The organism is Pseudomonas sp. L13, from assembly GCF_009935965.1.
Classification (GTDB): domain Bacteria; phylum Pseudomonadota; class Gammaproteobacteria; order Pseudomonadales; family Pseudomonadaceae; genus Aquipseudomonas; species Aquipseudomonas lactis.
The window spans coordinates 82324-106573 of record NZ_QODJ01000006.1 but is presented as its reverse complement, the minus strand read 5'-3'; the positions used below and the strand labels follow the sequence as shown (position 1 = coordinate 106573).

Here is a 24250-nt window from a genome sequence, read left to right as displayed (position 1 = left end):
CGGGGGAAAACGGGGAATACGTTGGATGACGTATAAAGAATGGAATAAGACAGGGTCAAAAAAAGTGGGAGCTGGCTTTGGCCAGCTCCCACATATGAACGGTGTTGCTCACACGGACAGGTAGCGGCTTATCGTCGCCTCATCTACCCGATCGCGGGTTTCTTCAATGACAAAGCGCCCCTTTTCGATCACCAGAAAACGGTCGGCGATTTCCAGGGTAAAGGACAACACCTGCTCCGACACCACAATGGTCAAGTCGCGCAGGTTGCGGATCTCCTTCAACGTGCGCGCAATGTCCTTGATGATCGAGGGCTGGATCCCCTCCGTCGGCTCATCCAGCAGCAACACCTTCGGGTTGGTCGCCAACGCCCGGGCAATCGCCAGTTGCTGTTGCTGCCCGCCGGATAGGTTGCCGCCCTTGCGCGACTGCATGTCGTACAGCACTGGAAACAATGCGTACAAGTCCTCCGGCACCTTGCCCCGCGCTGATGCCGGCAAACCGGTCTGGATGTTTTCCAGCACGCTCATGCTGGGGAAAATCATGCGGCCCTGGGGCACATAGGCAATACCACGCTCGACCCGCTGGTGGGTGTCCAGGGCCGACACATCCTGCCCGTCAACGCTCACTTGGCCTTGCCATTGCGGCAGGATACCCATCAGGCTCTTGAACAGGGTGGTCTTGCCCATGCCATTGCGGCCCATCACCGCGACAATCTCGCGCTTGGCCACGTGCAGGTGCAAATCGTGAAGGATCTGGCTCTGCCCGTAGCCACAGGACAACTGGTCGATCTTGAACATGCCCGGCTCCTCAGTGGCCCAAATACACTTCGATGACTTTAGGGTTGCTTTGCACCGACTGCATGCTGCCCTCGGCCAGCACCTTGCCCTGATGCAACACCGTGACTTTGTGGGCAATGCTTTTGACAAACTCCATGTCGTGCTCGATCACCAGCACCGAACGGCCCTGGCTGATGCGGTTGAGCAACTCGGCGGTTTGCGCACGCTCGCTCACACTCATGCCTGCCACCGGCTCATCGAGCATCAACAACTCGGGGTCTTGCATCAACAACATGCCAATCTCCAGCCACTGCTTTTGCCCGTGGGACAGCAGGTCGGCCTGCTGTTGCAGCAAGTCGCCCAGGAAGATCTCCCGCGCCACCTCTTGCACCCGCGCAATCACCTGGGCACTGCGCTTGAAAAACAGCGCGCCCCACACCTTGCGCCCCGCCGGATAAGACATTTCGAGGTTTTCGAACACCGTGAGGTTTTCGTAGATCGAAGGATTCTGGAACTTGCGCCCCACGCCTGCGCGGACGATGTTGTATTCACGCATCTTCGTCAGCTCCTTGCCGTCGAACTGGATGCTGCCGCTGGTGGCGCGGGTCTTGCCGCAGATCAGGTCGAGCACGGTGGTCTTGCCGGCGCCGTTGGGGCCGATTACCACGCGCACTTCGTTGCGGTCGATATATAGGTTGAGGTTGTCGACCGCCTTGAAGCCGTCGAACGACACGGTAAGGCCTTCAATGGCCAGTACCGGTTTTTTCATTTCAAAGCCGACGGCAGTCATGGCTGGGTCTCCAGGAGCTTGGTTTTCGCCTTGGGTTTGACCGGGGCTTTTACCTCGGGCTGGCGCCGCAACAGCCTGGCCAGGGCCTGGCGTCCATGGCTTTCCCACAACCCCGCCAGGCCGTTGGGAAAGTACATGACCACCGCGATAAACAAACCGCCCATCAGGTACAGCCACAGCTCCGGAAAGGACTCGGAGAAATACGTCTTGCCGTAGTTCACCAACAACGCACCATATACCGCGCCGAGCAGCGACATGCGCCCGCCCACCGCGGCGAAGATCACCATCTCGATCGACGGCACGATGCCCACGAACGACGGCGACATAAAGCCCACCTGCAAGGCGAACATCGCACCGCCCACCGCCGAGAACGCAGCAGCGATGCAGAAGACGAAGATCTTGAAGCTAGCCACGTCATAGCCAGAAAAGCGCACACGCTCTTCCTTGTCGCGCATCGCCATGAGCAGCCGGCCGAGCTTGGAGGCGAGGATAAAACGGCCGATGAAGATGCAGCCAAACAGCAAACCGGCGTTAACGAAGTACAGGACCAGCTTGGCGCTGTCGGTGCGCAGGTCCCAGCCGAGCAGAGTCTTGAGGTCGGTAATGCCGTTGACACCCCCCGTCAGGCCCTGCTGGCCAACGATCAGCACCGTGAGGATCAGCGCAATCGCCTGGGTGACGATGGAGAAATACACATCGCCCACGCGCCGCTTGAACAACGCCATGCCGATGATAAAGGCCAGCAGCACAGGCACCGCGATCACCGCCACCAGGGTAAAGCTGAAACTGTGAAACGGCTGCCACAGCCAGGGCAGCTCGGTGATCTGGTTCCAGTCCATGAAATCTGGAATGCCGCGGGTGGATTGGATCTTGGTACTTTCCGGGTCGGAGGCTTCCAGCTTGAGGAACATCGCCATGCAGTAGCCGCCCACGCCAAAGAACACGCCCTGCCCCAGGCTGAGAATACCGCCGTACCCCCAGCACAGCACCAAGCCCACGGCGACGAATGCGTAGGTGAGGTACTTGCCGACCATATTCAGGCGGAACGCATCCAGGGTCAGGGGAAATACCACCAGGACCAGCAACGCCAGCAACAGGATGCCGATCAGGTTTTGCTGGCCGCCCAGCAGCTTGTCTAAAGCCTTCATCTGCTCACCTCTACTTGCGCACTTTGATGGAGAACAACCCTTGCGGGCGCAGCATCAGGATCAGAATCACCGAGGACAAGGTCAGCACCTTGGCCATCGAGCCACTGAGGAAAAACTCGGACAACGATTGGGTCTGGGCAATCACGAACGCCGAGGCGATGGTGCCGAACAGGCTTTGCGCGCCGCCGAACACCACCACCAGAAAGGTGTCGACGATATACTGCGAACCTGCCGTCGGCCCCGTGGAGCCAATGGTGGTGAACGCCGCGCCCGCTACCCCGGCCACCCCGCAGCCCAGGGCAAATGTCATGCGGTCGACCTTGCGCGTATTGATGCCCACCGCGCGGCTCATCAGGCGGTTCTGCACCGTGGCGCGCACCTGCAAGCCCCAGCGCGAACGGTAGAGCATCAGGAAAATCGTGCCGGTCAGCAGCAGGGTCAGGCCCATCATGAACAGGCCGTTGCGCGGGATTTCGATGGCGTCGGTCAAGTTGACCGAGCCCATCAACCAGGCCGGCGGTTCGGCACTGACTTCACGGGCGCCGAACACCGAGCGGAAGGTTTGCTGCATCACCAGGGACAGGCCCCAGGTGGCGAGCAGCGTATCCAGCGGCCGCTTGTACAAGCGGCTGATCATTGCCCACTCCACCAGCCAACCGACGGCGCCGGCAACCAGGAACGACAAAGCAATGGCAAAAAAGAAGTAATAGGGCTGCAAGCCGGGCGCAAAGTGCGCGGTGAGGCTGGAACATACGTAGGTGGTGTAGGCGCCGATGGTCAGGAATTCACCGTGGGCCATGTTGATCACGCCCATCTGGCCAAAGATGATCGCCAGCCCCAATGCCATCAGCAACAGCACGCAGAACACGGACAAGCCGTTGAACCCCTGCATCGCCGCGATGGCTCCAAATTCCGATAGCCATTCCATGATGACGGTCTCCTGAGCGGGAGGTTGAAAGGCAAGCTGCCTCTGCTTTATGTGGGAGCTGGCTTGCCTGCGATGCAGGCGACTGAAGTCGTACCGTTGCACCGAGGTGAAACAATCGCAGGCAAGCCAGCCCTCACATTCAGATCAATGCCAGCCTTAAGTTATTGGTAGCCTTTTGGAAACGGGTTCGGCTCAATCAGGTCCGACTCGTAGATCACCTTGAACTGGCCGTTCGGCTGCACTTCACCGATGCGCGACTTGCTCCACAGGTGATGGTTCTCGTGGATCTTCACGTAACCTTCCGGCGCGGTTCTCAGTTCGATACCGGGGCTTGCGGCGACGACTTTGTCCACGTCGAAACTGCCGGCCTTCTCCACGGCAGCTTTCCACAGCCACGGGCCAAGATAGGCCGCCTGAGTCACGTCGCCGATTACCGCATCCTTGCCGTACTTGGCCTTGAAGGCATCAACGAAAGCTTTGTTGTTGGGGTTGTCCAAGCTCTGGAAGTACTTCATCGAGGCATAGAAACCGGCCATGTTTTCGCCACCGATGCCCAGCAGTTCGTCTTCAGTTACCGACAGGGTCAGCAGGGTTTGCTTGGCCGAGTTCACACCCGCCGCATTCAGTTGTTTATAGAAAGCCACGTTTGAGCCACCCACCACCGCCGCGAACACCACGTCAGGTTTTTTCAGCTTGACCTTGTTGATCAGCGAGCCGAACTGGGTGTTGCCCAGCGGGTAGTAGTCTTCGCCGACCACGGTGCCGTGCAGCACGTTTTCAATGTGCTTGCGTGCGATCTTCATCGAAGTGCGCGGCCAGATATAGTCGGAACCGACCAGGTAGAAGGTCTTGGCACCTTTGGTCTTGGCGATCCAGTCGAGGCTGGCGAGGATTTGCTGGGTGGCTTCCTGCCCGGTGTAGATCACATTTTTCGACTGTTCCAGGCCTTCATAGAAGGTCGGGTAATAGAGCAGGCCGTTTTCTTTCTCAAAGATCGGAAGTACGGCTTTACGTGAAGCCGACGTCCAGCAGCCGAACACGGCGGCAACTTTGTCGTTGACCAACAGTTTCTTGGCTTTTTCGGCGAAGGTCGGCCAATCGGAGGCGCCATCTTCCTGGATCACCTTGATCTGCCGTCCCAATATCCCGCCCGATGCGTTGATTTGCTCAATGGCCAGGCGCTCGGCCTGGATTGAGCCGGTCTCGGAAATTGCCATGGTGCCGGTGGCCGAGTGCAACTGGCCGACAGTGACTTCGGTGAGGGTCACGGCCAGCCCTTCGTTATCGGCCAGCACGCCCTGGCTGAACAGCGTCGCCGCCAATAATGACAAGGCCAACAGCGGTTTGGAGCGGATCAATCGTGGTTCCATGGGGCGACTCCTCTGCAATGAGGGCTCCAGCATGGCGGCAGTGGTCCAGCGCGGGTATACGCAGCCTGACGTAACGATGTACGTCATTTGACGTATGCCGGCGCGCACCGTTTAAGGGCAGGATCGCGCCCCCACAGACATCACAACCCTCTGTGGGAGTTGGCTTGCCTGCGATAGCGATTACCTCAGCCGAGCTCTCCAGTGGCTGGCCCACAGCCATCGCAGGCAAGCCAGCGTCCACATTTTGAATAGGGCATGGAATTTGCTCGCTCAACCCTGCCCTTTTCCCGGAGCCTCCCCTGTGCACTCCACCCCCGGCACCCAGCGCATCGTCAAGATCCGTCGTGACTACAACTCCTGGGTCGCCGACGAGACCATGGAGGACTACGCCCTGCGCTACACGTCCAAGTCGTTTCGCAAATGGTCGGAGCTGCGCATTGCCAATACGGCCCTGGGCGCGGTTTCGTTCCTGGCGCTGGAAGCCATTGGCGGCGTGCTGGCCTTGAGTTACGGGTTCACCAACACCTTCTGGGCCATCCTCACGGTCAGCCTGGTGATCTTCTTCACTGGCCTGCCCATCAGTTATTACGCGGCGCGCTACGGCGTCGACATGGACCTGCTCACCCGTGGCGCCGGCTTCGGCTATATCGGTTCCACCATCACCTCGCTGATCTACGCCAGCTTCACCTTTCTGTTCTTTGCCTTGGAAGCGGCGATCATGGCCCTGGCCCTGGAGTTGTACTTCCATATCCCCCTGGGGATTGCCTACGTGATCTGCTCGCTGTTGGTGATCCCGCTGGTGGCTTACGGCGTGACACTGATCAGCCGCCTGCAACTATGGACGCAACCCCTCTGGCTGTTATTGCTGGTGCTGCCCTACGCGTTCGTAGGGTGGAAAAACCCCGACGCCTTCAGCGACTGGACCAGCTTCGTCGGGCGCAGCAACGACGGCGGTGACTTCAACCTGCTGGCGTTCTGTGCTGCCTGCACCGTGGCGTTGTCGCTGGTGACACAAATTGGCGAACAAGTGGACTACCTGCGTTTTCTACCGGAGAAAACCGCCGCCAACCGCAAACGCTGGTGGGCCGCCCTGCTCTGCGCCGGCCCTGGCTGGATCATTCCCGGCGCACTGAAGATGTTTGCCGGTGCATTCCTGGCATTTCTCGCCCTGCAACATGAAATCCCCATGGAACGTGCCGCCGAGCCAACCCAGATGTACCTGGTCGCGTTCGGCTATGTGTTCAGCTCGCCAGAGTGGGCACTCGGCGCGATGGTGCTATTCGTGTTCATCTCGCAGATGAAGATCAACCTGACCAACGCCTACGCCGGCTCCCTGGCCTGGTCGAACTTCTTCGCCCGCGTGACCCATAGTCACCCCGGCCGGGTGGTGTGGTTGGTGTTCAACGTCGCCATTGCCTTGATGCTGATGGAGCTCGGGGTTTTCGACGTGATCGACCAGGTGCTGGGGCTCTACGCCAATGTCGCGATTGCCTGGATCGGCACGCTGGTGGCGGACCTGGTGATCAACAAGCCGCTGGGGCTGTCGCCCCGCCATATCGAGTTCAAGCGCGCACACCTCTACGACATCAACCCGGTAGGCGTCGGCTCGATGCTGATTGCGTCGCTGCTGTCGATCCTCGCCCACTTCGGCCTGTTCGGCGCGCAGGCCCAAGCCGCGCCACCTTTAGTCGCCCTCGGCACCGCACTGGGGATGGCGCCGCTGTTGGCCTGGCTGACCCGAGGCAAGTATTACATCGCACGCAATAGCGATGCCCAGTTGATTCATCCGATAGCCCCCGCCAGCCACGTGGTGTGCGGGCTGTGCAGCAACCCGTTTGAAACGGCCGATATGGCGTTCTGCCCGGCGTACAGCACACCGATCTGCTCGCTATGTTGTTCGCTGGATGCGCGCTGCGGCGACCGCTGCAAACCCCATGGACGGCTGGCCACACAGGTCGAAGGCATACTGCGCTGGCTGCTGCCCACTACCCTGGTTCCACGTCTGCATACGCGACTGGCCCACTACCTGGGCCTACTGCTGGCGTTGGTGCTGCTGCTCGCCGCGGCCCTGGCCTTGATCTACATACAGGCCGCCCAGGGTTTACCGTATTCGCAAACCTTATACCAGGCGTTCTTCAAGGCGTTCCTGACCCTGTCGGTCCTCGCCGCCGTGCTCGCCTGGTGGGTGGTACTGACCCGCGAAAGCCGGCGCGTCGCCCAGCAAGAGTCTGACCGCCAGACCCTGCTGCTGATGCAGGAAATCGACGCCCACAATCTCACCGACCAAGCCTTGCAACAAGCCAAGGAAGCCTCCGAAGCCGCGAACGCCGCCAAGAGCCGCTATATCACCGGGCTGTCCCACGAGTTGCGCACGCCGCTGAACAGCATTCTGGGGTTCACCCAGATTCTGCAACGTGACAGCGCCATGCCCGATCAGCATCAGGACGCCCTGGCAACCATCTTGCGCAGCGGCTCGCACTTGGTCTCACTGATCGACGGGTTGCTCGACGTCGCCAAGATCGAAGCCGGCAAGCTGCACCTGGAACTGACCGAAATCCCCTTCCCGCAATTGCTCCACGACCTGGAGCACATGTTCACGCCCCAGGCCCGGGACAAGGGTCTTCACTTTCGCCTGGACTGCGTGGGCAAGGTCCCGGCGGTGGTGCGCGGTGACGAAAAGCGTGTGCGTCAGATCCTGATCAACCTGCTGGGCAACGCAGTGAACTTCACCGACAGCGGTGAGGTGTGCCTGCGCGTCAGCTACAGGCGTGAGACCGCCAACTTCGAGATTATCGACACCGGCATCGGCATTGACCCTGGCCAGCTGGAGCGGATTTTCCAACCGTTCGAACGCGGCGACCTGATACGGCAGGACAAGGGCGTAGGCCTGGGGCTGACCATCACACGCATGCTCACCTCATTGATGGGCGGCGAGTTGCGGGTAACCAGCGAACTGGACAAAGGCACCTGCTTTCAGGTGCGACTGTTCCTGTCCCAGGTGCGTGCACCGCAGGCCGTGGTGCATGTGGAACACGACATCGTCGGTTATCAGGGCGAGCGCCGGCGCATCCTGGTGGTGGACGACCACGTGGACCATCGCAAGGTACTCAGCGGCCTGCTCACGCCACTGGGTTTTGACGTGGTGCAGGCGAGCAACGGCCAGGATGCGATTCGCCAGGTTGCACTGCTGGCGCCAGACCTGATCCTGATGGACCTGTCGATGCCGACCCTGGATGGCTATGAAACCAGCCGGCTGATCCGCCGTAATGCGCTATCCACCGCGCCGATTATTGTGATTTCCGCCAACGCCTTTACCGACGACCGCGAGCGCAGTGTCAAAGCCGCCTGCAACGACTACCTGGCAAAGCCGGTACGCACCCCGGAATTGCTCGGGTGCCTGCAGCAGCATCTGGACCTGCAATGGCTGCGGCGCACCAGGAGCCTGGTGCCACCGCCGCCCCCTAGCGTACTGCCCAGCGCCGCAGACCTCGCCGCCCTCACTGAACTCAGCAACATGGGTTATGTGCGCGGCCTGCACGCCAGACTCGACACCATCCTTGAACAGCACCCCGACACCGAGCCTTTCATCACCAAGGTGCGTGGGTTGCTCAAGAATTTTCGCCTGGATGAACTCAATCGAACCCTGAAGGAGGCCGAAGATGAATGCCCTCACCCGCAGCACTGAACCCGGCGTGGTGCTGATCGTCGACGATACGCCAGACAATCTGGCCATGCTCTCGGATGCTCTGGACAACGCAGGCTACCTGGTACTGGTGGCCCTTGATGGCCTCAGCGCACTGAACCGCGTGCAACGTCGGCGCCCGGACCTGATCCTGCTGGACGCCATGATGCCGGGCCTGGACGGCTTCGAAACCTGCCGCCGGCTCAAGGCGCAACCCGAAAGCGCCGACATCCCGGTAGTGTTCATGACCGGGCTGACCGACAGCCAGCACGTGGTGCAAGGTTTTGAAGTGGGTGGCAGCGACTACGTGACCAAGCCGATCCAGACCGAAGAAGTGCTGGCGCGGGTGGCGGCGCATTTGCGTACATCGCGCATTTTATTGTCGGCACGCGCGGCGTCACAACCACCCGCTCAGAGCCTGGACGACGAGCCTGCGCACAAGGTGCTGTCGGCACGCTTCCAGCTCACAGGTCGCGAAGTCGAAGTGCTGCGCTGGGTGGCCTGCGGCAAAACCAACCGCGACATCGGCACCATTCTTGATCTGAGCCCACGCACCGTGAACAAGCATCTGGAACATGTGTATGTGAAGTTAGGTGTAGAAACTCGTACCGCGGCGACCTGCGTGGCCTTGTCGGCCATAACCGATTCTCGCAACAGTGCTCCAAGGTAAGCCACGATAACCAGACGTAATTCTGGATTAGTTCCAGGAGCGTTTCGTCCATGACATGGCCTGGTGGATAAAAGTGGAACGATAGAAACTACTCTGGATTTTCACCCCTCCCACCCAAGCAATTTCAACCTCGCTGACACCACTCGGATTGAGCAATTACAGGATGTCAGGTCGAATTAACAAATATTAGGTTGCATGCACGCCGTAATACAACTGGGCATCGTACTCGTTGCGGTGTCAGCCAAATATCAGACGCTATCAATATATGGACGGAGTATGCTGCTTGGAGGGCATGAGCCGATTGATTGTAATCCCAGCTGTACACGCAGCACTACGCTGAATCTCACGAACGCCCTCAGCCATCGGACAGTCAGATGAGGTGGGCAACTGATTGGAGGGTTCCTACTTACTCATACCTGCTCCTTTACCGCCAACTGACTGCGGATATAGAAAAACTGCTTCTACTTATTGTCACTTCATTAAAAAGGACCCGGCTGCCCCAGCAAGGGGGTGTTGGTAACAATCGTATCTGCCGAATGGAGCGAACCGCCAACAGTTACAGATATTGATGGTCAATCAACAGCAGGGCGTGGTTGTCTGCGGTCAATAAAGGGTCGTTAGCTGGAACCTGGTTGTTTTTCATCTGAGCGCTCCCCGTCTCGGGCGGAAGTGGAGGCTGCCTGTCGCAACACAGCCTCCACACCTGGGCTTACTTGCCCTCAGCCAACGCGTTGTAGCTGGTGAACAGGTTGCGATAGTCCGGGATGTGGTTGGAGAACAAGGTCCCCAGGCCTTCGATATCGTTGCGCCAGTCGCGGTGCAACTCATAGGCCAGGCCAAACCAGGTCATCAACTGTGCGCCGTTGGTGGTCATGCGCGCCCAGGCCGATTGCTGGGTCAGTTCGTTGAAAGTGCCGGAGGCATCGGAAGCCACCAACACGTCATAACCTTTAGCCAGGGCCGACAGTGCCGGGAACGCCACGCACACCTCGGTCACCACGCCGGCGATGATCAGTTGCTTCTTGCCGGTGGCCTTGATGGCCTTGACGAAGTCTTCGTTGTCCCAGGCGTTGATCTGACCAGGGCGGGCGATGTACGGCGCGTCCGGGAACAGGCCCTTGAGCTCCGGCACCAGCGGGCCGTTGGGGCCGGTTTCGAAACTGGTGGTGAGGATGGTCGGCAGCTTGAAGTACTAGGCCAGGTCAGCCAGGGCCAGGACGTTGTTCTTGAACTTGTCGGGCTCGATATCGCTGACCAGTGACAACAAACCAGCCTGATGGTCAACCAGCAGCACAGCTGCGTTGTCTTTGTCCAGGCGAACGTAGGGTTTAGACATTATGATGCTCCTAGTAATAAGGTGCTCCCCGAAATGGGCCGCACCGGGAAAGGTCCGTCGAATTTACTTGCGCTGGGAGTCAAGCTTTTCGTGGTTATTTACCAATTCCTGCACTTTGATGTAGCTCTCGATCAGCAATTGATAGTGCGGCATGGCCTGGGGATAGACGTTCGCCCACTTCTGGGCATCCGGACGGTTCTACGAACCTTACAGCTCCGACAGAATACCTTGTAGCCTACGTACACGGCGGCAATGGAGGGGAACGCCAGATACACACTGGTGAGGATGCCAGCAATGATCAGGGTCTTCTTCCAAGTGGCTTTGACGGCAGCACGGATTCAGGGCCTGTCCCAGGCATTGATCTCGCCACCGCGGGAATACCATTGGCTCTATGCCTCGCCAAGTCCCTTTCACTTGAGTTGGCGCAGTTTGCGACCGACCGCAGCTAGTTCTCGGATGACCGGCAGGAATTCGCTACCCAACTCCGAAAGCGCGTACTGGGCGGTGGGCGGAGAAGTATCCATCTGCTGTCGAGTCACTATGCCTTGTGTTTCCAGTTCGCGCAGGCGCTTGCTGAGGATTCTCGCGGAAATTCCCGGCAGATCGGTACGTAACTCTCCGAAACGGCGAGGGCCGGCGCTCAGGCTCCAAATGACATTGGGGGCCCAGGCTCCGCGCAACATCGCCAGTGCATCTACGAGCGGGCAGGTTGCCGGTAGTTCGACCTTACTTTTGCGCAATGGCAGTCCCATGGGGTACTCCTTGCTAGATTGCTTATGAGTGCTCTGGTTACTTTCGAGTTACCACATTATCAGTCGAGCCGCCTATCGTGCCTGTTCTTTTGTATCACGATGCAGTTAAATAAATGTCATGAATACGTGGCGTATTGATTTTTAAGTCATCCTGAGGTGTTGTCAATAATGCAACGAGACGATGTTACGTCTAGCGTTTCCATTAATGAGGCAGTCGCAATGATCCAACTTTACTACCACCTCTCACCTAACCCTAACCCTAACCAGGTTGCCCTGTTTCGCGAAGAAAGCGGTTTACGCTACGAGCTTATTCCAGTCGATCCTGGCAAAGGCGAGCAACATCTACTGAATTATATCGCTATCAATCCTGACGCCAAGACTCCGTCGTTAGTCAAGGGCGATACAGTGGCTTTCGACAGTGGTGCCATTTTGCTGTATCTGGCAGACAAGACTAGGTTGTTCCTTGCCCGCAACACTCAGCAGGTTCGAGCCCAGATGTACTCCTGGCTGAAGTTCATCGCCAGCGGAATCAGGCCTTATTCCGGGCAGGCGGTACATTTCCGGCATTTCGCTGCCGATCACAAGGACTATGCGCTGATGCGCTATGAGTTCGAAGCATGGCGTCATTGGCGAATTCTGGAAGCCCGACTTTCGAAATCACGGTACATGCTCGGTGATGAGTACACTTTGGTCAACATGGCGGTATGGGGATGGGCGCGAACTTCCCTTCTTGCTAGGCCAGCAGGCCTGGGATGAGTTGCCCAATGTCAAACGCCTAATAGACGAAATCAGCGCGCGTCCAGCTGCATAACGTGTCGAGGCATTGATGAGTCAATATTCCTTCAAGATGGGGAGCGATGAAGAATCACGCAAGGCGCTCTTCCTGAACAAACAACGTTAGACGTTTAAATTGCACGTAAAAATCTAAATATAATCAATGGATTCTGGAATGACCCGTCGTTAAAATTATTAAAACAACCGTGATCAACTTTTCGCGTGCTTGCTGGCACTTATACTAAAACACCCAGCTAGGGAGTTGATTGTATGCGTCATACTTATCGCATTGTAAAATTTGATAAATGTTCATTCATCCTGACTTCGGTCGGCATCGTTCTTTCCGGACCAACAATGGCGACAAGCAATCTGAGCGATGAAAAGGCTGTCCTGGAGATGGGGGAAATACAGGTCACAGGGGAGCGTAAGGATCCGTACCGCGCGATCAAGCCCAGCTCAGCAAAATACACTGAGCCGCTTCGCGATACGCCGCAGACCATTACAGTCATTCCACAGCAAGTTATCGAAGAACAGGCTTTGCTGACCTTGCGTGAGGTTCTCAGCACAGTTCCGGGAATTACTTTTGGGGCGGGCGAAGGAGGCGGAAACTATGGCGACAGCGTGTATATCCGAGGTTTCTCCGCGCAGAGTGACATCTACATAAACGGCGTGCGCGACAGCGGCGAATATACCCGCAGCGATCCTTTCAACCTTGAGCGGGTCGAGGTGACCAATGGTGCGAACTCTGTGTATTCTGGGGCGGGCTCGGTTGGCGGCACCATCAACCTGGTAACCAAGAGTGCCCACGAGGGTAATGCCAACAAGATCAGCATTGGCCTGGGGACCGACCAATACCAGCGATTGACCCTGGACACCAACCAGCAGCTCAACGATACGACGGGGTTTCGCCTCAACCTGATGGGCCACCGCAATGAAGTGTCCGGTCGCGACAAGGAGAACTTCAAGCGCTGGGGAGTTGCGCCGTCGCTTGCCTTCGGCTTGGGTACTCCAACGCGGGCGGTGATCAACTACGTGCATCAGGAGGACAAGAACATTCCGCAGTACGGCTTGCCGATCTACAACGGCAAGGTGCTGAACGGAGCTCACCAGGACAATTATTACGGTTACAGCAATATCAATACTCAGGAGATCGAAGCTGATAGTCTGAGTCTCAATCTCGAGCACGACTTTTCCGATACGATGTCGATCCGCAACCACACCAGCGTCGCGCAGGTTCAGCAGCTCAGCCGCACCTCCAGCCCCGAAGGTACCTATTGCCTCTCAGACACCGGACTCACTCCAGCGGGCGAAGCTTGCCGCACCGGAGCTGGCACCGCGAGCAATCCTTATGTGCTGATCGCACCAGGCTATTACCGGCCAACCAACGGAGGTACACAAGGCAGCACTCGAGACACCACCAACAAGGTGTTCACCAACCAGACTGACCTAACCAGCCACTTCAATAGCGGCTTCATTGAGCATGCGCTGGTAATGGGAATGGCGTTTTCGCGGGAGGAGTCCGAGTCGCATACCGGCAGTTGGATGCGCACCCAAGAAGGCGGGGTCATTGTCCCCCCGGATAACAGCATCTCTTCGCCCAACTCGCACTGGGTGGGGCCGCATTATTTCAGTAAGACCGCTCATATCACCGGAGCAGTGGATAACCGCGCGTTCTATGTATTTGATACCCTCAAGTTCGGCCCACGCTGGGAAGTGAGTGGCGGGCTGCGCTATGAGCGTAACGAGGGCGATTCGCGCAATAATGCGATCAACGCTACGACCGGCGTGGTGACGCGAGGGCAGCGCCAGGAGAACACCGACGACTTGCTTTCCTACCGTGCCGGGATCGTTTACAAACCTGTGGAAAACGCCAGCGTCTACGTCGCCTACGGCAACACCAAGACGCCATCCCAAGCATCGGTGAATGATAGCTGTTTCAGAGCAGGGCGCAGCGGTGTGAGTACCAATAACTGCAATGCCGATCCGGAAGAGTCGGTCACCTACGAGGTTGGTGTGAAATGGGATGTGCTGGATAATGACTTATCCCTCACGGCCGCGTTATTTCGCAACGATCGCACCAACTATCGGGTAGCCAGTAGCGACCCGACCAATCTCAGTGGGGAACAGCCGTTGGATGGCAAGGCCAGAGTTGACGGCATGACCTTGGGCATGACAGGGTCGCTGACGCCTAACTGGCATGTCTTCGCCAACTACACCTACCTCGACTCTAAGGTACTCCAGTCAGTGTCCGACTACACCCGCGAACAGACGGGCATCGATACCGCCGAGGGTGCTCCCTTGACCCTTACGCCCAAGCATGCGATGAGTCTGTGGACGACCTATGACTTGCCCCATGACTGGCAGGTTGGCTATGGCTTGACCACGCAAAGTCGGCTTTACTTGGCCAGCGCCCATAACGCCCCCACGGCGCCGGGCTACACCGTGCATCGCGCCATGTTATCTTACCGGGTATCGCCTGAGCTGCTGTTACGGTTGAACGTAAATAATCTGTTCGACAAATTCTACCTGAGCCGCATCCGCAACAATGGCTGGGCGGTTCCAGGCGATGGGCGCGCGGCCATTTTATCCATGGACTACGAATTCTAAGGGAACGAACGTAGACCCTGGCGGAAATCAGCCGAATTCATGTATTGGAGTTTCAAAGTCTCAGATCGTGAGGAGCACATTATGGGGCAGGTGAACTGAAGCCCTTATCCATCCTCTCTGCTCCGAAGTTGGTGCTTGTCATAACTTCCCGAGCATCCCCTATCCACTCAGAATGATTGGCCTTGTGATCATTTTGAGTGGGTATGCTGCCTCTTGCCATCTCGCGCTTGCTAACATGCGGACCTCTTCCTAAATACGCAGCGAGACAACCTATGCAACTCTTTAGTCAAAGTTTTCGTGAAGGTGAGCACATCCCTGGCGAGTTCGCCTTCGCCATTGCAAGCGCCACCTCGCACATCGAACTGTCATATAACAAGAACCCGCACCTGTCCTGGAACGACGTCCCCGCGGGCACACAGTCGTTGCTGCTGGTCTGTCACGACCCGGATGTTCCCAGCGATGGCCGCGATGTGAACCAGGAAGGCCGGATAATTCCCGCCTCTTTTCCACGGATGGACTTTTTCCACTGGCTGCTGCTGGATATCCCCATCGATGTGACCGCGATTGCCGCGGGTTCGCAATCTAGCACCGTGACCATTAACGGCAAGCCCGGGCCGGATGCTCCCCAAGGCTTGCGCCACGGCATCAATGATTACACCGCCTGGTTCGCCGGCGACGCGCAGATGAAAGGCACCTATTTTGGCTATGATGGCCCCTGCCCGCCCTGGAACGATACCCTGGTACACCGCTATACCTTCACCCTCTACGCACTGGCCGCCCCCAGGCTCGAAGTGCGCGGGGAACTCACTGGAGCCAACGTGCTCCTGGCACTGAAGGAAGCCAAAGTGCTGGGTCAGGCGAGCCTGACCGGACGCTATACCTTGAACCCTGACGTTGCATAAACTTTGCCTGCACTGTTGAGAGTACCATGAACATCGCCACGCTGAAGCCACCGACCTCTGCTCTCGACCTGCCGGATGGCACTGGCCCTTGGCAACAGCCATCCGCGCCGCCTATCCTGCGCCGAGGGGTGTGCGGCCTTGCCCAGCCCTGCCTGCGCCGCACGCAGCACACCCCCAACTTCTTTTTCCAGGACGCGACCTTGCTGCTGGTCACATCGGGCAGGCTGGACATGCACAGCCCGACCCGCGACATTATGATCGAGACCGGCACCTCCCTGCTGCTGGTGGAGCCCGGCACCTGGGCCAATCTGCAAAAAAAACCGGCAGGCCCGGAGAAACGCTTTCGCTCGGTGTTCCTGACTTTCAGCCCCGGACTGCTGGCACGCTTCCACGGTGACAGACGATCCACTGCCCGACATAACTCCGAGCCTGTACGCAGCTTGCCACTGGATGGGGAACTCAATTCGACCTTGCGGCAGCTATGCATCAGCGTGTCGTCGCCTGATATCAGCGACGAGCGCTTGTGCTATCGATTGCTGGACCTGCTCGCCGCGCTGGCGGAACGCGGCGTGGGTTATGCCCCCCCTCGATCACCAGGCACCGCGGGGCGGGTGCGGCTGTTGCTCAGCGAAGCCCCATCCTATCCATGGACCGTCCGGGAAACCGGTCGGGCCTTAGCCATGAGTGAAGCCACGCTGCGCAGGCGTCTGACCCAGGAGCAGATGAGTTTCAATGAACTGCTAATCGACGTCCGGATGCACCACGGCCTGATGCTGATCCAAAGCACCGACTGGAACATCGGTCGCATCGCCGAGACCTGCGGTTATCTCTCGCGAGCGCGTTTCTCCGAGCGCTTCAAGAAACGCTTCGGGTATTTGCCTTCGGCGGTCAGGTAAGAGCGCGGATACCTTCTTTTGGTTGTTCCCTCTTCTCCTTGGCCTCCTTTCGGAAAAACCATTAGATATAGGGGTTGGAGAGCAATGGACCCAAAAACCAATGCAAACCCTAGTTAACGCTCTCTTTGCTCCCCCCCTGTAAGAGCTTGCAGACTTTGATTAACGAAAAGGATCTATGACTCGTCTTTTCGGGTATTTACAGCCACTACTGCCGCTGCAATCGGCTTGTCGTGCTTTATTTTCCGATCTCTGCCCCCCTATAACAACGAGCCCCGATAACACTTTGAACTACCGATCACCTCGGTAACTTAGGAAGTTACAGAATGAATTAAACTTACGAAGGTGAGGTTTGCGATTTTATAAGTGCAAACCCACTGCCCATCGCCAGATACAGACCATGCCAATGCCCCAGAACCTGAGCGTCGGCACTTTGCGCAGAACAAAAAATAGGTATAGGCTACATAATAACCTTACAATATAATACATGGCATGTATTCATGCGCATGTCGCTGACATCAGCCACGCTTAATATAACTTCTGTCAATGATGAAAAAAACTTGTTGTCAAACCGAGGACTTTACTGGCATTGATCATCTTGGTTTTGTTGTCTGAAACATCGCCAGTGCTGACACAACAATCCGGCACGTCAAATACTGTCAGTATGCCGCGCTGCTCAACCCTCTCTTCTGCCGAACGCAAACATAGAAGACCAAGCCAGAAAGTCTGTTGACCGATGCCGCAGCCACGCTGCTCTGCTCTGCTCGCGAGCGTTTGGTGAAGCGATTCTGTCGCCGGATTTGAATGCCATGGGGGCATGCTTTATGCCCAACAGGTACAGCGTCAAACAACTGGCCGATCCACGCGAGGTGTACGCCTCTCACCTGCCAGTTCGTGGCGAAACGCGTGCAGGAAGTGCAAGCTTGACTATTGGCCGTGGGATACTGCTATGAGACGGCGTCATTCTGAACTAATGTGGGCCGAGCCGGATGTAGCCGAGCTGCTCTCACAAATATGGATCCGTTCTCAGTTTCAGACTGCCCAGCATGAGCAGCCCAGGGCACCGAAGAAGCCTTTTAGATCCGATACCGGGGTGTTGGATGCCCAGGCACGTGCGTGATCATGGCCGTGTAGGCCGCAGGCACTGGCGCAGCCGCACGAGGCCACCGCCTGCGCACGCAATGGCGCCAATGAGTTCTTACCAGCCCCATCGGGCTCACCCCAAGCGCCATAGCCCTTGAAAGTGCGCGTCGGCGACCAGTCGGGCATTGCCGGCGGGAGCGGGTTATCGTCCAGAGTCAGGAACTCGCCAGCGCCATACACAATACGGCCACCGACAACCGTCAGGTCCGAGGTCAGGAAGGAAATTTCGTCCTCGGGGACGTTGAAATAATCCTTGTTCGGCACAATCATGTCGGCGAACTGCCCCGCCTGTATGCGACCGCGCTTACCCTCTTCGTTCGAGAACCAGGCCACATTCTCGGTCCACATGCGCAGCGCTGTCTCACGGTCAAGCAAGTTGTGCTGCGGGTACAGATTCAGGCCGCCCACTGTCTTGCCAGTGATCATCCATGACAATGATACCCAAGGATTATAAGACGCTACACGCGTGGCATCGGTACCGGCCGAAACCTTAACGCCCTTTTCAAGAATCCGCTTGACCGGCGGGGTCGCCTCCGCGGCACGATTGCCATAGCGTTCGACAAAGTATTCACCCTGGTAGGCCATGCGGTGCTGCACCGCGATGCCACCACCCAGCGCCGCGATGCGATCGATGGATTTCTCAGAGATCGTTTCGGCATGATCAAAGAACCAGTTGATACCCTGCAGAGGGATGTCCTGGTTGACTTTTTCGAACACGTCCAGCGCACGGGTGATGGTTTCGTCGTAGGTCGCGTGTAAACGCCATGGCCACTTGTTCTGCGCCAGAACGCGCACCACTTCTTCCAGCTCGCCTTCCATCTGCGGCGGCATGTCCGGACGCTCGACGCGAAAGTCCTCGAAGTCTGCAGCCGAGTACACAAGCATCTCGCCCGCGCCATTATGGCGAAAATAGTCGTCGCCCTGCTTGTACTTAACCGAGGAGGTCCATTTGAGAAAATCCTCTTTCTCCTCCTTGGGCTTCTGAGTAAATAGGTTGTAGGCAATACGCACTGTGATCTGGTCTTCATCAGCTAATTTCTGAATCACTGCGTAGTCGTCGGGGTAGTTCTGAAAACCACCACCAGCATCAATCACCCCCGTGACGCCAAGACGGTTGAGCTCACGCATGAAGTGGCGGGTGGAGTTGACCTGATAATCGAAAGGCAGCTTAGGGCCCTTGGCAAGGGTCGCGTAAAGGATTTGTGCATTGGGCCTGGCCAGCAACAGTCCAGTCGGATTACCGTTACTGTCACGAGTGATTTCCCCTCCGGGTGGCTGTGGTGTGTCGCGTGTGTAGCCCACCGCACGCAATGCGGCACCATTAAGTAGCGCACGGTCGTACAGGTGCAGCAGAAACACCGGAGTGTCAGGAGCGATGGCGTTGATCTCGGCGAGAGTCGGCAGTCGTTTCTCAATGAACTGGTGCTCGGTAAAACCGCCAATTACTCGCACCCATTGTGGTGCGGGGGTCACAGCCACCTGACGTCTGAGCATGTCCATGGCATCGGCCAATGATCGGACGCCGTCCCAACGCAACTCCAGATTGTAATTCAGTCCCCCACGCACCACGTGAGTGTGGTTGTCGAACAGACCGGGCAGCACGCTTCGACGCTTGAGATCGATAGTCCGAGTGCCTGAATTGACCAAGGTCAACACCTCGGCATCGGTGCCCACCGCGACAAAACGGCCACCCTTGATTGCCACTGCACTAGCTACTGGATTTCGACGATCAAAGGTGGTGATCTGACCATTATAAAAAATGATGTCGGGCGTGGAGTCAACCATAGCAGTTCCTTGCCCCATGGCTTCTGCAGATGAAGTGCGGCCAAGTAGACTGCTCAGTGCCACAGAGGATGCCAATGTAGCAGCAGCGCCCAGGATATCTCGACGAGATGGCATAGGAAAAAGCCCTCACAAGGTGGATATAGCTACTAGCGTTCGACCATCGCGGTGGCAGTATCTGAATTGGCCGCGACATGGGACCACCGGCTACATTTTTTCGTAGGTGTTTGTTCTTGCTCTTGTGACTCTTGCAGTGCCGACCTAGCGTCATTGCGATGACGCAACTGCCCTGGCACGAGCTCACTCGCTTGGGGGCTTTCTTTCATTCTTTTCATGGAGGGCACTGACAGCGGTGCCGCCCAATAACTGCTTACCAACCGGTATGACCTGCTCACCCAACAAAATGCCCAACAGCCCCACCAGCGCAATCAGAGGCGGTGCCGGAGAGTGCACGCTCAACAGGCTATAGAGAATGCCCACCAATAACCCGGCCCCTATGGATAAAGCATACAATTTCATGGCATACCTCAACTCAGAGACAGACAGAAGAAACTCACCGCCTCTCATCACCAATCTAGACGAGATAAAGCAAAGACACTTACGCCGGCCGGTTCCGCGATTGCACTACTACCTGACGCACAGAGCAGCCTTGATTCAGCTGACTCCGGCCAATACATTCGCAGTGCTGCAGTCACTGGCACTATAGAGCGACCTGCTCGAGACGATCAATATAGTACTTATGTGCCCCGCAGGACGTCCCACCAGAGGCATCGGTCACCAGATAGATGTCGTAATCGCCCCGGGGTTCTCCTTAAGTGAGCTGAAGGAGCGAAACAAACGAAGCAATAACAGCAATACCAAGTGTTTAAGCGTGGTAGAGGGCAACATACAAGCCCCTCCATCGACGTTTTTTAGCTTGTTTACTTGACCAGCTTGAGAGCCAGTTGCGCAACATATTGGCCTTGGTGTTGGGCAATACCTAGTTCACGGGCATCAGGTTGACGTGAGCCATCGCCACCGGCGATGGTCGAGGCGCCATAAGGCGTACCGCCGCTGACAGTGGAAATGTCGAACAAGGCTGGCGAACTGTAGCCGATAGGCACGATGATCATGCCGTGGTGAGCCAATGTCGTCCATGTGGACGTAATGGTCATCTCTTCGCCACCACCGGTCCCAGTCGAGGTGAATACGCTGGCCAGTTTGCCAACCAAACCGCCCTTGGCCCAAAGGCCGCCGGTCTGATCTAAGAAGTTGCGCATCTGACCTGACATATTGCCGAAGCGGGTCGGAGTGCCAATGATGATCGCGTCGTAATCGCCCAGTTCATCTGGCGTTGCAACTGAAGCAGTCTGACCTTCTTTACCATGGGCTGCCTTGAAGGCTTCCAGGTCCATAGTCTCTGGTACGCGCTTCACGGTGACCTCGACCCCTGCTACGCTCCGAGCGCCTTCCGCCACACTTTTAGCCATCGTTTCGATATGACCGTACATCGAATGATAAAGAACCAATACCTTAGCCATGTGTACTTCCTCTTGAGTTGTGTTTTGAACTGACTCGCTCGTCAAAGCTTTGATCAGGTTAGTTATCCATCTCACCATTTCACCCTGCGCCAAATGTGATTTTTCTATAATCCATTCAATTACCCTTAGATTAATATGTTAAAATGTTGTCGTTTATGTTCAATAAAATCGATAAGTTCACTCCACTGTCTCCGCAAGGCAGAACCCTTTGTTCGACAGCTTCTCAGGTACTACGGACGTGTCCGACTTCTCAGCGGCGTGGACAGCAGGGTTACGGCTTTTGGCCTTTCCTGCTCCGCCCGGTGCCTGCGCACCGGGCACCGCTGAGATCTGCCAGTTTCTGTGCGAAGGACTTCCCGACGTGCACAGGGTCTCCGACCGCGCGGGATCAGAGCATTACTGGCGTATAACGCCATGCTCCGTATTGCCTTCTGCTTCGCATAACTGCATCAGCATCCCGGATTTCTGGGCTCAATGGCTGTACCGCAGATGTGGGCAAATGGGTTGACTACGAGTTCATGGTGGGCGACGAGGAAAACCACAACGTCGACGATGTACAGGCGCCCGGCACACGGCTGATTTCCCCCCCACGGTCAACTTCGCCAATGGCATTCACTCAACGGTTGGCATGCCTTTGATAAGCGATGGTCGATGGGCGCTGAACTGGTCTATGGACGCCAGTCCGCGATGGCAAGGCCGAAACCGTGGACATCGTCACCGGGCCAGGCTTCGACGGGGCCTCCTGGTGGGGCGTCAACAGCGTACTGACCTACCAATCACGTCCTGACCTGGCATTTTCTCTGCGAGCTGAACACTTTCGTGACCGCGACGGCTTTGTACTGTTCCCCACCAGCACCGCGCGGGGCGACTTCAACGCCCTGACCGTTGGCTTTCGCTGGGATGTCAGCAAAAACCTCAGCCTGCGTCCCGAACTGCGCTACGACTGGTTCGAGCCGCTTGAACACGATCGCCTATACGGCAACGGCCGCGACCGCACGCAACTGACCGGGCTGGTTGAGGCACTGGTTTATTTCTGACCCCTCCCTTGTGCGTCGGCTGCGCAGCACGAAGAGGAGCCTCAGCCTCATTGGATGGCCGAGCTTCGCTAACGCAATAGGCTGCTCAACGTCGCCTGCATGTTCTGCATGCTGACCTGCCTGTTCGTCAGCTCGGTTATGTTGCCGAACTACCTGACTGACTACCTGCATATAGGTATGCAACAGATGGGGATCGTCATGTCTGCCATCGGTTTCGGTGGTTTCTGCGCCATGATGGTAATGCCTGCCGTCGAGGCGCCGGCTCTGTCTTGGCTATCGATCATCTATTTCAAGACGTACTCCCGATAATCCGTATAGCCTTCGGCGCCCTCACCGCCGTAGATCAGGTCCATCCGTACATCCGTCAGGGGATAGCCATGGCGAATGCGCGCGACTAAATCCGGGTTAGCGATAAAGGGACGGCCGAACGATACAAAGTCGGACCTTCCACTGGCGATAGACTGCGCGGCGCCTTCAGCCGTATAAGCGTTGTTTGCCAACCAGGCCCCCGAGAACAGGCTGCGCAGCTTGGCATAGTCGAAGCCGTCGGGCCGAGGGGCGCCGATGTCTCCTTCGATCACATGGACATAGGCCAATCCCAGGCTATCGAGGCGTTGAATAGCATGCTCCATGAGTCTCTGCGGGTCGGAGTCACTGGCATCGCTGACCGGGTCAGCCAGCGATAGCCGCACGCCTGTACGGCCCTTCCCCACAACCGAGGCTACCGCTTGAGCCACCTCATACAGGAAACGCGTACGCCGTTGCAGATCGCCCCCCCATTCGTCACTGCGCTGATTACTGCCATCACGCAGGAACTGGTCGATCAGGTAACCGTTGGCACCGTGAATTTCCACTCCATCGAACCCCGCATCCATCGCACACAAAGCCGCATCCCGATAATCGTGTATGACCCGCAGAACTTCCCGGGACTCCAAGGCGCGCGGCGCGGATACCGCTTCAAATCCCTGGGCTGTAAAGGTGCGGGTGTTGGCCTGGATCGCTGATGGCGCGACCGGCGCCTTCCCGCCCTCTTGCAGGCTGACATGGGAAATCCGGCCGACGTGCCACAACTGCAAGGCTATCTTTCCACCCCGGTCATGTACCGCCTGGGTGATCGACTTCCAGCCCTGCACCTGTTGCTGCGTATGGATTCCCGGGGTATTCACATAGCCTCGTCCTTCGAGCGATATCTGGCTGGCTTCGGCGATAATCAATCCGGCGCTGGAGCGCTGGGTGTAATACTCGCGCATCAACGGCGTGGGAACACCTTCAGGGTTACAACGGGCGCGTGTCATAGGTGCCATGACAATGCGATTGCTCAACGCAATATCGCCAACGACGATGGGCTCGAACAAGGTATCGATTGAACTCGTTATATCGGTCACAACTGCATCTCCTCGTTGTTCGTTTGCTTGATAGTTCCAGGGCTCCTGGCCAAATGACACTAACGTTGAACCACGATTCAAGGTCAAGCGTTACTCGTGGGACGTACGCCGTGTGCGGGTGATATCGGTATCTCAAACTCGCAACGAGACACTCTGAAAATTTCAAAGCCCTCGTTTTCGGACCCGCCTAGAGGTTCTGCGCCATGTTATTTGGCATTGACAGATGAGCCAAACCGGTTCACCTTTTACCTATAAACTTCAATGCACTCAATTAGAACTTCATAGGCGCAGATGACTGGGTGACGGCCATTCCATATCAACGACTCTTGTAATATTGAAGATAAAGAGACCATTCATGGGGCTGATATTACGCAAGAACAAAATCGAGCGGCCAACCAACTGTCCGCTGACGGATGTAGTTGACCTGCTCAGCAAAGCCTGGGCGCTGGCCATTATCTGGAACCTGAGCATACTGCCTCGCCGTTTTGGCGAACTGCGCCATGACCTGCCAACTATCTCTGCACGTGTCCTAAGTATCCGACTGCATGAACTTGAGGCTCGAGGCTTGGTGGTACGACAACCGATGCAAAGTCCTCCGCCTTCTTCCCAGTATGTTTTGTCAGCGCTGAGTCAGGACTTTTTACCTATTCTCAACGACCTCACTAAAATCGGGCACCGGTTAACCAACATGACTCCAGAATATAACGAGTTCAGCTGATATCACGTGTCAAGCCACAGGGGTTTAAAGTGAACC

The 24250-nt window shown here is 57.1% G+C and carries 17 protein-coding genes and 5 pseudogenes; 8 read left to right on the top strand and 14 right to left on the bottom strand.

Going from position 1 to position 24250, the window contains the following annotated elements; all coding sequences use genetic code 11:
* Positions 1-108 precede the first annotated feature (108 nt).
* The 5 genes from urtE to urtA form a co-directional block, all read right to left on the bottom strand.
* Complete coding sequence (gene urtE / locus DK871_RS06060; RefSeq protein ID WP_161904353.1) at positions 109-798, bottom strand: urea ABC transporter ATP-binding subunit UrtE; 690 nt, start codon at positions 796-798, stop codon at positions 109-111.
* A 10-nt stretch (positions 799-808) separates the two neighbouring features.
* Entirely contained in the window at positions 809-1567 is a 759-nt protein-coding gene (gene urtD, locus DK871_RS06055; RefSeq protein ID WP_161904352.1) for an urea ABC transporter ATP-binding protein UrtD, read from the bottom strand.
* A complete protein-coding gene (gene urtC / locus DK871_RS06050) occupies positions 1564-2715 on the bottom strand; it encodes an urea ABC transporter permease subunit UrtC (protein ID WP_161904351.1) in 1152 nt (383 codons plus the stop codon). Before urtC ends, urtD begins: the two co-directional genes overlap by 4 nt.
* Positions 2716-2725: 10 nt before the next feature.
* Positions 2726-3643 (bottom strand): urea ABC transporter permease subunit UrtB, encoded by a 918-nt coding sequence (gene urtB, locus DK871_RS06045; protein WP_161904350.1) that lies wholly within the window; start codon positions 3641-3643, stop codon positions 2726-2728.
* A 161-nt stretch (positions 3644-3804) separates the two neighbouring features.
* The gene (gene urtA / locus DK871_RS06040) at positions 3805-5013 is read right to left on the bottom strand and encodes an urea ABC transporter substrate-binding protein (protein ID WP_161904349.1); all 1209 of its coding nucleotides are present in this window, start codon (positions 5011-5013) and stop codon (positions 3805-3807) included.
* 301 nt (positions 5014-5314) lie between these two features.
* On the opposite strand from urtA, the gene DK871_RS06035 reads away from it, so the two are divergent.
* Both DK871_RS06035 and DK871_RS06030 read left to right on the top strand, forming a co-directional pair.
* A complete protein-coding gene (locus DK871_RS06035) occupies positions 5315-8698 on the top strand; it encodes an ATP-binding protein (protein ID WP_161904348.1) in 3384 nt (1127 codons plus the stop codon).
* Positions 8673-9365: a response regulator gene (locus tag DK871_RS06030; RefSeq protein WP_161904347.1), complete on the top strand. Its 693-nt coding sequence runs from the start codon at positions 8673-8675 to the stop codon at positions 9363-9365. Before DK871_RS06035 ends, DK871_RS06030 begins: the two co-directional genes overlap by 26 nt.
* A 709-nt stretch (positions 9366-10074) precedes the next feature.
* Here DK871_RS06030 and ycaC read toward each other — a convergent pair.
* The 4 genes and pseudogenes from ycaC to DK871_RS06015 form a co-directional block, all read right to left on the bottom strand.
* A pseudogene (gene ycaC / locus DK871_RS06025) lies at positions 10075-10701 on the bottom strand (isochorismate family cysteine hydrolase YcaC).
* Positions 10702-10764: 63 nt separating this feature from the next.
* Positions 10765-10899: pseudogene (locus DK871_RS29640) on the bottom strand (hydrolase); the annotation flags it as partial.
* Between the two features lie 23 nt (positions 10900-10922).
* A pseudogene (locus DK871_RS29635) lies at positions 10923-11078 on the bottom strand (hydrolase); the annotation flags it as partial.
* A gap of 33 nt (positions 11079-11111) precedes the next feature.
* Positions 11112-11453 carry a helix-turn-helix domain-containing protein gene (locus DK871_RS06015; protein WP_161904346.1) on the bottom strand — a complete coding sequence of 114 codons (342 nt, stop codon included), beginning with the start codon at positions 11451-11453 and terminating at the stop codon, positions 11112-11114.
* A gap of 219 nt (positions 11454-11672) precedes the next feature.
* Between DK871_RS06015 and DK871_RS06010 the strand changes: the two genes are divergently transcribed.
* The 4 genes from DK871_RS06010 (at position 11673) to DK871_RS05995 (ending at position 16632) form a co-directional block, all read left to right on the top strand.
* Entirely contained in the window at positions 11673-12209 is a 537-nt protein-coding gene (locus DK871_RS06010) for a glutathione S-transferase family protein (RefSeq protein WP_256677385.1), read from the top strand.
* Positions 12210-12497: 288 nt separating this feature from the next.
* Positions 12498-14834 (top strand): TonB-dependent siderophore receptor, encoded by a 2337-nt coding sequence (locus DK871_RS06005; protein WP_161904345.1) that lies wholly within the window; start codon positions 12498-12500, stop codon positions 14832-14834.
* Between the two features lie 272 nt (positions 14835-15106).
* Positions 15107-15736, top strand: coding sequence for a YbhB/YbcL family Raf kinase inhibitor-like protein (locus tag DK871_RS06000; RefSeq protein ID WP_161904344.1), 630 nt, complete (start codon positions 15107-15109; stop codon positions 15734-15736).
* A gap of 26 nt (positions 15737-15762) precedes the next feature.
* Positions 15763-16632 (top strand): helix-turn-helix transcriptional regulator, encoded by an 870-nt coding sequence (locus DK871_RS05995; protein ID WP_161904343.1) that lies wholly within the window; start codon positions 15763-15765, stop codon positions 16630-16632.
* A 540-nt stretch (positions 16633-17172) separates the two neighbouring features.
* On the opposite strand, the gene DK871_RS05990 is transcribed toward DK871_RS05995, so the two are convergent.
* The 4 genes and pseudogenes from DK871_RS05990 to wrbA all read right to left on the bottom strand — a co-directional run bounded on the left by DK871_RS05990 (position 17173) and on the right by wrbA (position 21074).
* Positions 17173-17448 carry a hypothetical protein gene (locus DK871_RS05990; RefSeq protein ID WP_161904342.1) on the bottom strand — a complete coding sequence of 92 codons (276 nt, stop codon included), beginning with the start codon at positions 17446-17448 and terminating at the stop codon, positions 17173-17175.
* Between the two features lie 213 nt (positions 17449-17661).
* Positions 17662-19557, bottom strand: a complete 1896-nt coding sequence (locus DK871_RS05985) for an amidohydrolase (RefSeq protein ID WP_256677384.1) — start codon at positions 19555-19557, stop codon at positions 17662-17664.
* A 324-nt stretch (positions 19558-19881) separates the two neighbouring features.
* Positions 19882-20073: pseudogene (locus DK871_RS05980) on the bottom strand (DUF1427 family protein); the annotation flags it as partial.
* Between the two features lie 401 nt (positions 20074-20474).
* Positions 20475-21074, bottom strand: coding sequence for an NAD(P)H:quinone oxidoreductase (wrbA, locus tag DK871_RS05975; protein ID WP_161904339.1), 600 nt, complete (start codon positions 21072-21074; stop codon positions 20475-20477).
* Positions 21075-21556: 482 nt separating this feature from the next.
* Here wrbA and DK871_RS05965 point away from each other — a divergent pair.
* Positions 21557-22111 (top strand): annotated as a pseudogene (locus DK871_RS05965) (outer membrane beta-barrel protein); the annotation flags it as partial.
* Positions 22112-22395: 284 nt separating this feature from the next.
* Here the strand turns inward: DK871_RS05965 and DK871_RS05960 are convergent.
* On the bottom strand, positions 22396-23475 hold the full coding sequence (locus DK871_RS05960; protein WP_375139731.1) for an alkene reductase: 1080 nt from the start codon (positions 23473-23475) through the stop codon (positions 22396-22398).
* A 376-nt stretch (positions 23476-23851) separates the two neighbouring features.
* Between DK871_RS05960 and DK871_RS05955 the strand changes: the two genes are divergently transcribed.
* Positions 23852-24214, top strand: coding sequence for a helix-turn-helix domain-containing protein (locus DK871_RS05955; protein WP_161904338.1), 363 nt, complete (start codon positions 23852-23854; stop codon positions 24212-24214).
* Positions 24215-24250 lie beyond the last annotated feature (36 nt).